Source organism: Methylophilus sp., assembly GCF_052173275.1.
GTDB lineage: Bacteria > Pseudomonadota > Gammaproteobacteria > Burkholderiales > Methylophilaceae > Methylophilus.
Map to the genome: position 1 here is coordinate 2105898 of NZ_JBQMUL010000002.1, position 12509 is coordinate 2118406.

At 51.4% G+C, this 12509-nt stretch carries 9 protein-coding genes; 4 read left to right on the forward strand and 5 right to left on the reverse strand.

Going from position 1 to position 12509, the window contains the following annotated elements; translation table 11 throughout:
- Nucleotides 1-5: 5 nt before the first annotated feature.
- On the reverse strand, nucleotides 6-290 hold the full coding sequence (locus ACTS9Y_RS11375; protein ID WP_442586045.1) for a DUF2934 domain-containing protein: 285 nt from the start codon (nucleotides 288-290) through the stop codon (nucleotides 6-8).
- Between the two features lie 210 nt (nucleotides 291-500).
- Here ACTS9Y_RS11375 and ACTS9Y_RS11380 point away from each other — a divergent pair, with 210 nt between their 5' ends.
- Nucleotides 501-1673: a sugar MFS transporter gene (locus ACTS9Y_RS11380; RefSeq protein ID WP_442586046.1), complete on the forward strand. Its 1173-nt coding sequence runs from the start codon at nucleotides 501-503 to the stop codon at nucleotides 1671-1673.
- Between the two features lie 5 nt (nucleotides 1674-1678).
- On the opposite strand, the gene ACTS9Y_RS11385 is transcribed toward ACTS9Y_RS11380, so the two are convergent.
- From ACTS9Y_RS11385 to ACTS9Y_RS11400, 4 genes are all read right to left on the reverse strand, one after another.
- Nucleotides 1679-2392, reverse strand: coding sequence for an RDD family protein (locus ACTS9Y_RS11385; RefSeq protein WP_442586047.1), 714 nt, complete (start codon nucleotides 2390-2392; stop codon nucleotides 1679-1681).
- Nucleotides 2393-2524: 132 nt separating this feature from the next.
- Nucleotides 2525-3964 carry a metalloprotease TldD gene (gene tldD, locus ACTS9Y_RS11390; RefSeq protein ID WP_442586048.1) on the reverse strand — a complete coding sequence of 480 codons (1440 nt, stop codon included), beginning with the start codon at nucleotides 3962-3964 and terminating at the stop codon, nucleotides 2525-2527.
- Between the two features lie 74 nt (nucleotides 3965-4038).
- Entirely contained in the window at nucleotides 4039-4896 is an 858-nt protein-coding gene (locus tag ACTS9Y_RS11395) for a carbon-nitrogen hydrolase family protein (RefSeq protein WP_442586049.1), read from the reverse strand.
- Between the two features lie 54 nt (nucleotides 4897-4950).
- Nucleotides 4951-8877: a YhdP family protein gene (locus ACTS9Y_RS11400; RefSeq protein WP_442586050.1), complete on the reverse strand. Its 3927-nt coding sequence runs from the start codon at nucleotides 8875-8877 to the stop codon at nucleotides 4951-4953.
- 279 nt (nucleotides 8878-9156) lie between these two features.
- Between ACTS9Y_RS11400 and ACTS9Y_RS11405 the strand changes: the two genes are divergently transcribed.
- The 3 genes from ACTS9Y_RS11405 (at nucleotide 9157) to ACTS9Y_RS11415 (ending at nucleotide 12504) form a co-directional block, all read left to right on the forward strand.
- The gene (locus tag ACTS9Y_RS11405) at nucleotides 9157-11052 is read left to right on the forward strand and encodes an ATP-binding cassette domain-containing protein (RefSeq protein ID WP_442586051.1); all 1896 of its coding nucleotides are present in this window, start codon (nucleotides 9157-9159) and stop codon (nucleotides 11050-11052) included.
- 25 nt (nucleotides 11053-11077) lie between these two features.
- The gene (locus ACTS9Y_RS11410; RefSeq protein ID WP_442586052.1) at nucleotides 11078-11653 is read left to right on the forward strand and encodes a hypothetical protein; all 576 of its coding nucleotides are present in this window, start codon (nucleotides 11078-11080) and stop codon (nucleotides 11651-11653) included.
- 170 nt (nucleotides 11654-11823) lie between these two features.
- Nucleotides 11824-12504: a response regulator transcription factor gene (locus ACTS9Y_RS11415; RefSeq protein ID WP_442586053.1), complete on the forward strand. Its 681-nt coding sequence runs from the start codon at nucleotides 11824-11826 to the stop codon at nucleotides 12502-12504.
- The last annotated feature ends 5 nt before the right edge of the window (nucleotides 12505-12509 follow it).

Sequence of the window (12509 nt, forward strand, 5' to 3'; positions counted from 1 at the left end):
ACGCCTTAAGCGTTCAGTTTGCTATCGATCTTTTTCTCTGCCGCGAGCCAGTGATCAGCGCTAGGGCCGCTGAAGCCATGTTGTTCGGCAATGTAATAGGCTGCCACTTCAATCATCTGCAGGCGGTCTGCGCTGGTGACAATCGAAGGTGAACTGCTTTTTTTGCTACTGGTGGTTGTCTTGCTCGCAGTTTTTTTGGCTGCTGGTTTGGATGCGGCGGCTTTAGGTGCAGCTGCTTTTTTGGCGACAGGTTTTTTAATACCGTTGTCAGTGGGTTTGCTGGTGGCCATCATATCTCCTTGATCTAGAGTGGAATAAAGGGATGAGGCTTGTGGCCTCATGTGGATTATCTTATTAAAAAATAACACTTGCCGTCAAGCCGTTAAATGAGCAGACTCTGAATTTAATGACTAGTTCGCCACTCCATTTGGGATTATTTCCTTTTCAAGCCAGGTGATTTATGGTGTAGTGCTTGCGCACCCGCAATAATAAGGACATCCATGTATAAAAAGGCCCTGACCTCACTCACCATCTTGTTTTTTATGATGGGGTTTATCACTTGTCTGAACGATATCCTGGTGCCATACCTGAAAGCGATTTTTTCGCTGAGCTATAGTCAGGCGGCTTTGGTCCAGTTCTGTTTTTTCGCGGCTTACGGGCTGACGTCTATTCCATTCAGCAAATTGATCGAGCGTGTCGGCTACCAGAAAGGCATGGTGATCGGCTTTGCATTAGCCGCATTAGGTTGCCTGCTGTTTTACCCGGCGGTCATATTGCATACCTATCCACTTTTCCTAGGTGCATTGTTCGTGCTGGCGTCCGGCATCGTGCTGCTACAAGTGGCGGCTAATCCCTGTGTGTCTGTCATCGGCCCCAAAGAAACGGCTTCTTCGCGCCTGACTATGGCGCAGGCATTTAACTCGCTGGGCACGTTTATCGCGCCGTTGTTCGGGGCCTACTTCATCCTGTCTGCGATGACGAACTCCTCACATGCCGAAGGCGTGGTCTATCCCTATTTCTTTATTGCGTTTGTGCTGATCATCATTGCGCTGGTGCTTTCGCGCATTAACCTGACCGGCCTTGAAAGCACAACCGCAGATGAAAGCGGCTGGCTGGAAGTATTAAAAGAAAAAGGCTTGTTACTGGGGGTGATCGGTATATTCGCCTATGTCGGTGCTGAAGTCGCCATCGGCAGCTTTCTGGTCAATTATGTGATGGATATCAGCCAGGTCACAGAAACCCAGGCTGCGCCTCTGGTCGCCTTTTATTGGGGTGGCGCTATGGTCGGGCGTTTCCTCGGTATTTTCACCCTGAAAGCATTTGCGCCAGCACGCGTGCTGATGACCCATGCGTTGCTTGCTGTGATCCTGATACTGATCTCCATGCAAACTTCAGGCACGCTGGCGATAGGCAGCATGGTGTTGGTCGGTCTTTGTAATTCGATTATGTTCCCAACGATATTTACTCTGGGTATCAAAGGCCTGAAAGCCGGGCAGGAGAAGAAGGGCTCGGGCTTACTGGCCACGGCCATTTTAGGGGGCGCGATCGTGCCTTTATTGACTGGCTTGCTGGCTGACCGCCTGGGCTTGCACCATGCGTTTATCCTGCCGGTGATCTGTTATGTGTACATTGCCTGGCTGGGCTTTAAAAACCTGACACAACGCGCAGGATAATGTTTTCAATCATGCTGGGGTGTCGCAGGCAGTTTTTTTCTACCGCCATATAATCTTCCACCCCAACCACGAACCGTGATCCAGCCTATGCCCAGTAACCAGGCGAGAGATATTATAAAGCTTGTGATATCCTCAGGCGCGCCGCAACGTTGATGATCCAGGCAGGTTGGTGTGATGAAAATGGCCGAGCAGACACTGATGATCAAGGTATACAACACCCAGTATGCTGCGATGACTAAAAACCTGCGCCATGCTGAGGGATACAGGTAGGGATCATTTTTGGGTGGGCGCTCAGTCAGGACTTCGTAGCTGGGCAGCCCTTGTGGATCTTTGTGTACGACGATTGAATGCATAAGTACATCATGTACCGCTTGATACCTTGAGGTTGTCAGTACGAAAATAAACGAGAACCAGCCTAATAACGTTTTTACAATAAAGCGGGCAGTAGCGGCCACAATATTGATCCTGGTCAGGCCATCCATGCGTGTCACGCGTATGCCCATGAGATGATGCCCTATCGTGCCTCCGGTGAAGGTCACTAACATGGGGTCCAGGATCAAGATTGGTAAAACAATCAGCAGTACCTTGCCCGTGACCGTTGAAACGCCCATCTTGCTACCAATCCAGATACTCAAGAAGATGACGAGTATGGTGAATGTCCAATCGATCAGGACAGCACGTACTCTTTTTATCAGACGCGGGTAAGTGATTGCAGCCATGGGATAGTCTAAAAAATATTTTTAAAATTTATTGTTTTAAAATTTTTTATAGTGATAAAGCCGTTTTACAACTGAATCAGGGCTGGAATGTCCAGCAATGCCCAAGCAAAGCAGCATGCAGCTCATAGCAGATTAAGCTGAAGTCCCGCCCACCGTCAATCCATCAATCTTCAATGTAGGCTGCCCTACACCTACCGGCACACTCTGGCCCTCTTTACCGCACGTGCCTACGCCGCTATCCAGTGACATATCGTTGCCTATCATGCTGACTTTGGTCAGTACATCAGGACCGTTACCGATCAGGGTCGCACCTTTGACCGGGTAGGTGATCTTGCCATCTTCGATCATATACGCTTCAGCGGCGCTGAATACGAATTTGCCGCTGGTGATATCGACCTGGCCACCGCCAAAGTTGGCTGCATACAGGCCTTTTTTCACTGACTTGATAATCTCTTGCGGGTCTTTGTTGCCGTTGAGCATATAGGTGTTGGTCATGCGTGGCATTGGAATGTGCGCATAGCTTTCTCGACGTGCGTTGCCGGTCAGGCCCATACCCATCAGGCGGGCATTGAGCGTATCCTGGATATAACCGCGCAGGATGCCGTCTTCGATCAACACGGTGTTTTGTGGTGCATTGCCTTCGTCGTCCATGGTCAATGAACCGCGGCGATTGGCAATGGTGCCGTCATCAACAATGGTGATGCCTTTGGCAGCGACCTGCTGGCCTATCATGTTACTGAATGCGCTGCTGCCTTTGCGGTTGAAATCGCCTTCCAGGCCATGACCAATCGCTTCATGCAGCAAAATGCCTGGCCAGCCGCTGCCAAGTACCACGGTCATGCTGCCAGCCGGAGCAGGGCGAGCATCCAGGTTCACCAATGCCTGATGCACAGCTTTTTGCGCATAATCCTGCAGGATTTCATCGGTGAAATAGCTGTAATCAAACCGGCCACCACCGCCACTGCTGCCTTGTTCACGGCGGCCATTGTGTTCGGCGATCACTTGCAATGACAAACGGACCAGCGGGCGCACATCGCCTGCCATCACGCCATCACTACGCGCGACCATCACTACTTCATACTCAGCCGCAATAGATGCCATGACTTGCGTCACGCGCGGGTCTTGCGCTTTGGCATAACGCTCCAGTTTTTCCAGCAGTTTGACCTTGGCATCGGCACTCAAACTTGCAATCGGGTCTTGCGGCAAGTAGAGCGGGGCATGGCTACGGGTTAATATGCTGTGGCCAGTTTTTTCTTGCCCCAGACTCGCAATGGCGCGTGTCGCCTGTGCCGCTTGTTGCAAGGCATCCAGATGGATATCATCCGAATAGGCAAACGCCGTTTTTTCACCACTGACCGCACGCACGCCCACGCCCTGGTCAATATTAAAACTGCCGGATTTGACCTGGCCTTCTTCAAGCCCCCACGACTCGCTACGACTGTACTGGAAGTACAGGTCGGCATAATCAATATTGTGCGTCATCATGCCAGACAGGACTTTGCTCAAGGCGTCCTGATCCAGCCCGGCAGGGCGGAGGAGCATGTCATTGGCAGTAGTGAGTAGCGTTTGCATAGTGGTCAACTTATTAATACGTCATTGTTTGAAGTGTTTTCATGAAAAGAGTGCCAGCATGGCACTCAGCATTTTCATGAAATAGTGGTAATGGTTTTGTGTTTCAGCGCCGGTAAGCTCTGACGCAGGTTCTTGATATAGTTGCGGTTGATATTGGCAATTACAATCCCCGAGCCGCGTGGCAATCTGTCCAGTACTACGCCCCATGGGTCGACTATCATGCTGTTGCCGTGGGTTTCACGACCAGAAAGGTGGTAACCACCTTGCGCCGAGGCAACCACATAACAGAGGTTTTCAATGGCGCGGGCACGCACTAGCGTTTCCCAGTGCGCTTTGCCGGTGGTTTCGGTGAATGCGGAAGGCACGACGATCATATCCACCTCACCCATGGCGCGGTAAAGTTCGGGGAAGCGCAAGTCATAGCAGATCGACAGCCCGATGCGGCCATAAGGCGTATCGATAGCGACCACGCTGTCACCAGGTTCTATGGTGTTTTCTTCATGGTAGTGCTCGGTACCCATGTCCAGGCCAAACAGGTGGATCTTGTCGTAACGGGCGACTTGTTCACCTTTTTCGTTATAGACCAGGCAGCTGTTACGGATCTTTTTGGCGTGGTTGCTTTGCATAGGCACTGATCCGGCAATGATCCATAGCTTGAACGCTTTGGCCGTTTTGCTTAGAAACTGCTGGATAGGGCCGTCATTCGGCTTTTCGCTGATGGCGACCTTGTCTGTATCTTTCAGGCCCATGATGCAAAAGTATTCGGGTAACACAACCAGTTTGGCGCCAGCCTTGACTGCCATTTCTATCAGGCGTTTGGCTTCCACCAGGTTGGCTGCCACATTCGGGCTGGAGGCCATCTGAATGGCGGCCACTTTAACGATATCGTCTTTTGCTGCGGATTTCAGTTTTTTTGTTTTATTGTCTGCCATGGCATATTTTCCGTTGAAACTAGAATGAATGTGTTAACTGCATCCAGTGTGACATCACTGTATGCTTTTTAAGGGTTGAACAGGCTGTTTAGTTGGTTCTGCTTTATCAATATCCACTTCTTGCGGGTTATCCCAGGTGCCGGTGATCATATATTCACTGGAGCTGATTTTATTCAATGGGTCTTTTAACAGCTTTTGCGCGATAAAGGCCGCAACACCCACAATAGGCCCGCCTGCCAGTGCAGCCAGGGAAACCGAATCACTGATATGCGGGATCACTTTCACTTTCAGGCGCTGGGTTTCCGTTTTTAGATTGGTTTCACCTTTGAGCCTTGCTTCGGCCGCTGGGCCAGTCATAAACAGGTCATCGCTGTGCAAGATGCCATCACGGATATTAGCGGTAGAAGTGATTTTATCAAACGCAAAGCCCTGGCTGAACAAATCACGGAAATCCAGCGTCAAGCGGCGTGGCAGGCTCTGCAAGCTCAACAAGCCCAGCAAACGGCCTACGCCTGGCTGCACTTTGAGGATCTGCCCTTTTTCGAGCTGCATGCTGAAGTTGCCATCCAGCCGCTCCACCGCAAATTGATGCGGGCTACCCGGCCAGCCGATCTGGCCAGCGATCTCGCCCGTGCCACCTTTGACCATCTCGCCGCCAGGCTGGAAGCGTTGCAGGGTCTTGCCCAGGTTGCTGGAGGTCAAGTTGAATTTGAGACTGGTCTGCGGGTTACGTACAGAGTTACGCCAGGTGCCATCAGCAGTCAGCTGGCTATCCGGGTTGTTGAGGTTCATTTTCTGGATCACCCAGTTTTCAGCACTGTTGTAGGCTTTGATATCCAGGCTGCCGAGTTGCTTGTCGCCAAACTGGAACTCCTGTGCAGAGATTTCCACCTCAGGATAGGTCATATTCAGCCGACGCACTTCGCCGGGGGCGGCGGGTGTGTTGTCGGTATCCATACTGCGCGGTACGCGCAGGTAACTCAATTTGGCAATCAGCTTGTTATTCGGTTTCGCGCTGATCCAGTCTGCGTCTCCCGCCAGTTCCTGGCTCTGGATAGACATTTTCAGGCGTTCCTGGTCTGGTGTGATACTCAGTTTAATCTGGTGCAGGTTGCGGTCAAACACTTGCAGGGTGCCAGCACTCAGATCTATGCGATTGAGCGGGATACTCATGGGCTGCGCGGGCTCCGTACCTGCGCCTGTGGTTTGCCCTGTGTAGGCCAGCCATTCGTCTACGTTGAGTTTCTGGAAATCTGCCCGCAGGTTAATGCCATCACCAGAAGGCTGACGTGGCGGCGTATTGACCGAGATTTCACCGGCACTGATCTTCGGTTCTGGCGCGCCGGTCGTGCGTAACAAGTTGGCATGCAACCAGTCGTTATAATGAATGGCGATCTTGTCGGCCTGGTTGCTTTCCTGCCGCAGGCGTATGGTTAAATTGGCCGGTGTTTCTACAGCCTTTTTCATGGGTTCTGGTAAATCAATGCCCATGCCTATCAACTGCGAGCGGATATCCAGGCGGATATTGCCGGGTGGCTGGATCAGCAGGCTGCTTTTCCAGTCTGTGGTGCCATGCAGTGCTTTGGTCAGCAGATTACTGTCCAGTTTTCTAAGCGCGGCATCCGTGATACGGCCGCTACCCTGGATAATGACGGATTTATCACTCCTGGAAGTGAGGCTGACGGAGGCTGGATTATCAAAAAGTGATAGCTGCACACCCTGTGCTTGCAGGCCTTTTTCAGTAAATTTCAGGTGGCCATTGATATTGGTCATTTCCGGCATGGCGATCTCTGGATTGGCAGCAATGCGGCCATTCTTGATCGCATAATCACCCTGGAACTGGCTCTGGTCTACATCGTTGAGCGGAATCTGCAATGCCAGTTTTAACTCAGCATCGCCTGCAGTTTTCAGGTAATCGGTAAAACCCATGGTGACCTGGCGTACCGGGCTGGTGTTCACAAACTTGACGCCTTGCTCAACGGTGCCTGTCACCGTGGCCTTGACGTTCAGCATCGGCCAGTCTGCATCCAGCTGTGGGATTTCAACTTGCGCCTGCGTGATACGCTGGCCGACCGTGGTGCCATTCTTCACTGCGATATCCATGCGCGTGCCTTCAAACTTGAGGAACGCATCTACGCCTTGAATCAATGGCCAGCCGGTGCCGTATTCCAGGCTGGCATGATCTACCTGGGCGGTGACCTTAAATATGCCTAATGCAGGGTCAGCCTGATGTGCTGCATTCACAAACGGAAAATCCTTGACGCGGCCTTTGATGATCAACTCGCCACGCCGGATCTGGCCAGAAAGGATAGAGGTATCCAGCCAGTGCAATGTCGACTCACCGAGGATCAGCGGGTAATAAAACGGCGCGTGTTTGGCATCGCCGCGTTCGATCTGCGTTTGTACTTGTATGGTGTCCCCGCCGGCAGCGCCCAGTTGGTATTCCAGATTTGTGCGTAGTGCAATATGTGGATTCGACAATTGCAAGTTGCGGGAGCTGATCAGGGTTTTTTTGCCGTTGTTGTCCCACTCGACACTGCCCTGCAAACGATCAATCGGTACCGGCCAACGCAGGATGCCGGCTAGATCTAAACTGGCTTTTTGTGTATCCAGTTCAATGCTGCCGGCATTGGGGCGCACAGTCAGCCGCCCCGACCAGTTCTCTAACCCCGGGAGCTGTTCGTTAGCTTTTGTGTGAATGGCATTCAGGTTGGCTTCAAGTGCATAGTCCTGCCATTTGTTTGCGCGATTCAGCCAGCGGAGTTTGATCTGGCTGGCGATGCCGCTGGGGGCTGCGTGCTCGAGTATTTGTGCAATCTTTGATTGTTCAGTGTTTGCTGGCGAAGCTTGTGGCCCTGCAGTTTGCGGCGCTGAATCTACCGCTTGCACGTCCAGCCACTTGGCCAGCGCTTCGCCTTGCTTTAGCGCCAGTTTTTTAACCGTCAGCACGCCTTCGTGGCTTTGCGCTTCCCATTGCAACTCACCGTTGGCATCTTCAAGGTTTAAGCCAGGATGGATATCCGCAGAGAAGTGTTTCAGATGGACCATGTGGCGTTGCTCAACGCGCTGCCAACGAACCTCGCCACTCACCGCGTTGGCTAAAAAAGTTTCGCTGCCATCAGGCGGTGTGACAGAAACCGCTTTCAAATTCACCTGGGCAGCCACGCGTTGCAATTGCATGGCTTCAAACGCAAAGGTCGTGGTTAAACTGCCTTGCCCTTGATGCACCTTCACCGGCAGATCCAGCCATGGACTCCAGGCAGCCAGATCCATCTGCGGCAAGCGCAGGGAAACTTCGCCATGCCAGACTTCGGGTTTAGCCACATCGTGACCTATCAATACCGAATCAAGCGTAATGCGTTGCTGGGTGCCGGTAGACACCAGGCTATCCATATGGATGGTGTGCCGGTTGAGCAAGCGTTGCCATACCGGGGTCAGGATTTCTATATTCAGATCTTCAAGCAATAAAGGCGGCGCCTGTCGCTGTTCATCGACCCAGGTCACGGTAGCGTGTGTGATGCTGATACGTCTTTGTGACAGCAGCCAGTTTGAAAACGCCGGGTTGCCTTTGCCAGACATGGAGATGCCAGCCAGGTAAAGCTCGCCATTCTCTGTACGCCGGATAATCAGGTTAGGCGCGTCTATACGCAGGCTGATCAATGAAGGGGATAACAGCACCACGCTGCTCCACGACAGGCGGGTGGTGACCTTTGAGAGTTCCAGCGCAGGGCGTTGTTGCTTGTCGAAGACGGTGACGTTACCCAGGGTCACATGCGGTGCAAAACCACTCCAGCGGATGCCGATGTGTGCAATCGTGACTTCCTGCTGCATCGATTGACTGAGTGCCTGGGCGATACGGTCTTTGTAATCATCAATATGTGGAAACACATAAAACTGGATCACACCGATAATGCCTGCCAGGATCACCAAGATGACAATAAGCAGGGTGAGTAGCCAGCGTTTGATTTTTTGCAGAGGCATGAGCAGTGACGGGTCTTGGATGCAGGTGGTTTATCAACAGACTATTTTACTCGAAAACAGTTGCAGCACCGCAGCAGATGCTGGTTTAACGGCGAGAATTATGCAGTCTGATCAGGATGAATCGTTTAAAATGCCGAATTTGCATGATTCTGGGGCAACAGTTAAGTTGATCTGCACCAGTCAATAAGCGGCAAATCAACCTGCAGTGAATGAAATTAGTGAATGAATTTAAAGTGAAAGTCACACCGTGGATATCAAGTTCAATGAAAGTGGTCAGCAGTGATCCAGTTTAAGCAGCTGACTTTTTCAAGAGCAGGCAAGGCATTGGTTGAAGATGCCAGTTTTCAATTGCATCCTGGACACAGGATAGGCTTGACCGGGGCAAACGGCGCCGGTAAATCGACTTTATTCGCCTTGTTGCGTGGGGAACTGGTGGCTGACGCCGGCGAGTTATTGATCCCTGCACACTGGGTGATCGCGCATGTCGCCCAGGAAACGCCGGCCCTGTCACAATCCGCACTGGACTACACGCTGGATGGAGATGAAGAACTGCGTGCCTTGCAAACCAATCTTGCCCAGGCGCAGAATGGTGAAGCGCATGACCCATTGCTGGTCGCCGAATGGCACCAGCGCCTGGCCGATATCGATGGCTATAGTGCCGAATCCAGGGCAAGTACTTTATTGGCTGGCCTGGGGTTTTCGCAGGCGCAGTTGTCACAGGCCGTGAGTGACTTCTCCGGTGGCTGGCGCATGCGCTTGAACCTGGCGCGGGCGTTGATGTGCCGCTCGGACTTGCTATTGCTGGATGAGCCGACCAATCACCTGGATATTGAAGCGGTGATCTGGTTGGAAAGCTGGCTCAATGCCTACCGTGGCACACTGTTATTGATTTCACATGACCGCGAATTTCTTGATAATACGGTGAATCATATCCTGCATATAGAGCAGCGCAAGCTGGAGCTATACCGGGGTGGTTACAGTGATTTTGAACGGCAACGTGCTGAAAAGCTGGCCTTGCAACAGGCGAGTTACCAGAAGCAGCAGCAACATATGGCGCATCTGCAAAAGTATATTGACCGCTTCAGGGCGCAGGCTACCAAGGCCAGGCAGGCACAAAGCCGGATCAAAGCGCTGGAGCGCATGGAGCGCATCAGCGCGGCACATGTGGATTCGCCTTTCAGTTTCGGTTTCCGTGACCCTGGCTCAGCGCCTGATCCCTTACTGGTATTGAATCAGGCCAAACTGGGCTATACCGATAAAGTGCTGGTCAGTTTCGGGCATCTCGCTATCCGCCCGGGTGAGCGTATCGGCTTGTTGGGCAAGAACGGCGCCGGTAAATCCACTCTGATCAAAACATTGGCACAGTCTGAGACTTTGCTGGCGGGCGAACGGATAGAAGGCAAAGATCTGCGGGTTGGCTATTTTGCCCAGCATCAACTGGAACAACTGATTGCAGCTGATTCGCCATTACAGCATCTGCAACGGCTGGACCCTGCCGCGCGTGAACAGGAGTTACTTGATTTTCTGGGCAGTTTTGATTTTCGTGGCGAAATGGCCAAAACCGCTTGCGGCCCATTTTCCGGCGGCGAAAAATCCAGACTGGCGCTTGCCATGCTGATCTGGAAGCGGCCTAACCTGATTTTGCTGGATGAGCCGACCAACCATCTGGATATTGAAATGCGGCATGCATTATCGCTGGCATTGCAAGCGTATGAAGGCGGCATGGTCATGGTGTCTCATGACCGCACATTGCTGGCGACTTGCTGCGAAAAGTTCATGTTGGTGGCGGATGGCAAGGCCGAAGTATTTGATGGCGACCTGGATGACTACAAACAGCATCTGCTTAAAATGACGCAAGTGTCTGCCATTGCCGACAGCGGCGCTGCGCCCAAGCAAAACAGCTACCATCAGCAAAAAGCTGACCGGCAGGCCAGGCTGGTTGAACGGCGGCCATTATTAAAAGAGTTAGCCAGCCTGGAAAAGCAAATGGCAACGCTGGAAACTGAAAAAAATACATTCGAAAGCCGCCTGGCTGACAGTGCTATCTATGAGGTCTCGCAAAAAGCCGAATTACAAAGTTTGCTGATGGCGCAAGCAGAGAATCGCAAGCAGTTGGACAAGATTGAAAGTGAATGGCTGGCATGTCAGGAAAAGCTCGAAGCACTGCCTGAGTGACTGAATTTTTAATGAAGGATCATCAATGGAAATGACTTACACCGAACGCCTGAAATTACTGCATCAGCTATGCCAGGTTGAAACCCGGCAGGGTGTGCAGCGCTCTGAAGAAGAAGCGCGGGAAGCGTTTGCCAATGTAGATGTAGAACAGGCCACTTATTACATCGCCAGTTTTGTGACATTCAAGGCGATACAGACCGCTGGACGCCATCCGGGTGAAGAGCTGCAAAGTGACTTTGAAATGCTGGGCGTCTACCAGTGTTTCGCATTATTGGTATTTGCTTTCTTAACTATGCCTCTGGTTCAGGAAGGGCATCAGCCCGATTACGACGAAGCACAGATAAGGATAGGCAGTGCGCTGTTTGAAGGGATCTCTGCTGAGTTGCTGGCCGAGATTATCGAATCCGGATTTCATAAGTTTAGACTGATTGCGGAAGCGGATGCCGAGCACTGGTTGGAGTATCGCGAGAACCTGGATAAAGTGACAATCAGTTATATTATTGCTGCCACTGATGACGAAAGTCCGCATGGGGCCGCAGAAGTGCTGCCATTGTTTGGTCAGTTGCTTAGTCAGCTATGTGAAGCATTTAGTTCAATTTAAATATGTTGTAATCAATCAAATCGGTTTATAATTTAAAAAGATTAACAAACTTGATACACTGTGAAAACTTGGGTAAATTAGTTGCTTAACGCTTGTTAATCGATTTGATTGTTCTATAAGATTCCGAGGCTAAGGTTCAAAAGCCTTCTGTTAATCAGTAAGAGGATAAAATGAGCAAGCTGCTGTTGATTGACGATGATGTCGAGCTAGCCAATATGCTAAAAGAGTTCCTGACACAAGAGGGGTTTGGTGTCACAACTGCGCACGATGGCTTAACCGGAGAACAATATGTATTGGCCGGTAAGTTCGATTTGGTGATTCTGGATGTGATGATGCCAGGCCAGGATGGGATGCAGACGTTAAAAAACGTCAGGCAACATTCGGATATCCCTGTGCTGATGCTGACAGCCAAAGACGACAATGAAGGCCGTATTGAAGGGCTGGAGGGCGGGGCCGATGACTATGTGCAAAAGCCGTGTCTGCCGCGCGAACTGGTGGCCCGTATTCGTGCTATCTTGCGTCGTCAGAATAGCGACGCCCCTAAAGGCAATGATATTGTGGTTGGCCAACTGGTGGTTTCCGGTGAACGCAGAAAAGTGTTCTGGGGTGACCAGCCGATTGTGTTCACCAGCACCGAATTCAGTTTGATCGAGATTTTGGCCAAGCATGCAGGCACTATCGTCAGTAAAGAAGATTTGTCGATCAAAGCCTTGGGTCGATCATTAGTAAAGTATGACCGCAGTATTGATGTGCACCTGAGTAGTATCAGGCAAAAAATATCAGAAGCTTCCGGCGGCGTAAATGTGATTCAAACGATTTACCGCGTCGGTTATCAATTAGTCCGAGACTAACCATT

What these genes read in the sequence shown, in the direction of transcription:
- ACTS9Y_RS11380 (WP_442586046.1), top strand. Translation starts at nt 501, where the DNA reads ATGTATAAAAAGGCCCTGACCTCACTCACCATCTTGTTTTTTATGATG.
- tldD (WP_442586048.1), bottom strand. Translation starts at nt 3,964, where the DNA reads ATGCAAACGCTACTCACTACTGCCAATGACATGCTCCTCCGCCCTGCC.
- ACTS9Y_RS11415 (WP_442586053.1), top strand. Translation starts at nt 11,824, where the DNA reads ATGAGCAAGCTGCTGTTGATTGACGATGATGTCGAGCTAGCCAATATG.
- ACTS9Y_RS11395 (WP_442586049.1), bottom strand. Translation starts at nt 4,896, where the DNA reads ATGGCAGACAATAAAACAAAAAAACTGAAATCCGCAGCAAAAGACGAT.
- ACTS9Y_RS11410 (WP_442586052.1), top strand. Translation starts at nt 11,078, where the DNA reads ATGGAAATGACTTACACCGAACGCCTGAAATTACTGCATCAGCTATGC.
- ACTS9Y_RS11375 (WP_442586045.1), bottom strand. Translation starts at nt 290, where the DNA reads ATGGCCACCAGCAAACCCACTGACAACGGTATTAAAAAACCTGTCGCC.
- ACTS9Y_RS11385 (WP_442586047.1), bottom strand. Translation starts at nt 2,392, where the DNA reads ATGGCTGCAATCACTTACCCGCGTCTGATAAAAAGAGTACGTGCTGTC.
- ACTS9Y_RS11400 (WP_442586050.1), bottom strand. Translation starts at nt 8,877, where the DNA reads ATGCCTCTGCAAAAAATCAAACGCTGGCTACTCACCCTGCTTATTGTC.